This window comes from Mesorhizobium sp. M2A.F.Ca.ET.037.01.1.1, assembly GCF_003998075.1.
Classification (GTDB): domain Bacteria; phylum Pseudomonadota; class Alphaproteobacteria; order Rhizobiales; family Rhizobiaceae; genus Mesorhizobium.
This window is the reverse complement of sequence record NZ_RZSA01001174.1, coordinates 1-1,833: the sequence shown is the minus strand read 5'-3', so window position 1 is coordinate 1,833 and position 1,833 is coordinate 1. Positions and strand designations below refer to the sequence as shown.

General features: G+C 63.4%; 1 protein-coding gene and 1 pseudogene. Both read left to right on the top strand.

Features of this window, described 5'->3' with window-relative positions:
- Nucleotides 1-57 precede the first annotated feature (57 nt).
- Nucleotides 58-1,341: an FAD-binding oxidoreductase gene (locus tag EOA27_RS34740; RefSeq protein ID WP_126079089.1), complete on the top strand. Its 1,284-nt coding sequence runs from the start codon at nucleotides 58-60 to the stop codon at nucleotides 1,339-1,341.
- 257 nt (nucleotides 1,342-1,598) lie between these two features.
- A pseudogene (locus EOA27_RS34735) lies at nucleotides 1,599-1,833 on the top strand (SH3 domain-containing protein); the annotation flags it as partial.

Here is a 1,833-nt window from a genome sequence, read left to right as displayed (position 1 = left end):
CCCCTACTCCCCTACTGCCCTACTCCCCTACTGCCCTACTGCCCTACTGCGAGCATCATGCCCTACCAATCCCCCATCTCTCCCGGCCGGTCCTGGTACGAGGATACGGTTGGACCCCGCCCCGAGTACTCGCCTCTCGACGGCGACCGGACCTGCGACGTCGTCATCATCGGCGGCGGCTTTACCGGCCTCTCGGCTGCAGCGCATCTGGCCAAGGCGGGCGCAAATGTCGTGCTGATCGAGGCCAATCGCTTCGGCGACGGCGCGTCCGGACGCAATGGCGGCCAGCTCGGCACCGGGCAGCGTGCCTGGGCGGAAGAGTTGGAGGCCGAATATGGCCTTTCCCGCGCCAGGGCGCTGTTCGACATGGCGGAAGAGGCCAAGGCGCATCTGCTTGACTTCGCTGCCACCAACACGATCGACATCGACTATATGCCGGGCCAGCTTTCCGTGGCGCACAAGAAACGTTACGTCGACGACTACAAGCGACACGCCGAGATCATGGCGAGCCGCTTCGGCTATCCGCATTTGAGCTTCATGGACCAGGCGGAGACGGCGCAGCGGTTGGGCTCGACGCGCTACTTCGGCGGCACCCGCGACATCGGCACCGGTCACATCCATCCGCTGAAGCTGGTGATCGGCACGGCGAGAGTGGCGGCCGCCGCCGGCGCACATCTCTTCGAGCAGACGCCGTCCACCGGCATAATTTCCAGCGGCGGCAAGGTGAAGGTCACGACGCCCAAGGGCACGATCACGGCCGACAAATGCCTGATCGGCGTCAATGCCTATGGCGGCAATCTCGAGCCGGTGAGCGCTGCGCATATCATGCCGATCGGCTCTTTCATCGGCGCGACCGTGCCGCTCGCTGCTTCCAAAGTGCTGCCGGGCGGCGAGTCCGTCGACGATTCCCGTTTCGTGGTGCGCTATTTCCGCAAGTCAAAAGACGGCAGGCTGTTGTTCGGCGGCCGCGAGGTCTATGCCGTCAACGATCCAAAGGACATCCATATCCACATCCGCAGGCAGATCGCCGAACTCTACCCGGACCTCAAGGATGTCGAAATCACGCATGGCTGGGGCGGCTATGTCGGCATCACCATGCCGAGAAAGCCGTTCGTGCGCGAAGTGATGCCGAATGTGATCTCGATCGGAGGCTATTCCGGCCACGGCGTCATGCTGTCGAACTTCTTCGGCAAGCTCTATGCCGAGACCGTTGCCGGCAATCGCGACCGCCTGAAACTGATCGAGGACCTGAATATCCCCCCCTTCCCGGGCGGCCGCCGCTTTCGCGCGCCGCTCTTGTTTCTGGCGCTCAGCTGGTTTGCGCTGCGCGACAGGATTTGAGGCTGGCGCGCGGTCGAGGCGCCGATTCGACGATGGCGGCTTCCACGAGGCAGGTTGTGGAAGCCTTAACGGACGCGCAGAATTTCGCAATCTGGCTCACTCATGCCATAATCAGCAGTAAAAGATGCGATCATGGGCGAAAATTCCGGGGATTTCGCGGGCCTTGTCCGCTGTGACTTCGGGACCGATGCCGATCGATGCCAACCCTCGCGGCAATGATCGAAAGAACGTCGGCCCGCTTGTTGGAGGTGGTTTGAGTGAACGAGCCCTTCAGTTTCGGCACGCCGGAACGGCAGCGCTTCACAATGCAGTTCGGCTATAACGTACGGCCATCCTTCTGGCAGAAGGTGCAGTCGAACGCGCATCTGGTCATTGCAGCGGTGGGCACGGTCGCGCTGCTCGGCGTGGCCGGGGTGGCGCTCTGGCTGTGCATTCCGGGCAGCGGCCGGCAGGTTGCCGCGGCCAGCGCCGAGCAGCGCGACCGTGCCCACC

Coding starts and splice junctions, on each gene's coding strand:
- EOA27_RS34740 (WP_126079089.1), top strand. CDS start 58: ATGCCCTACCAATCCCCCATCTCTCCCGGCCGGTCCTGGTACGAGGAT.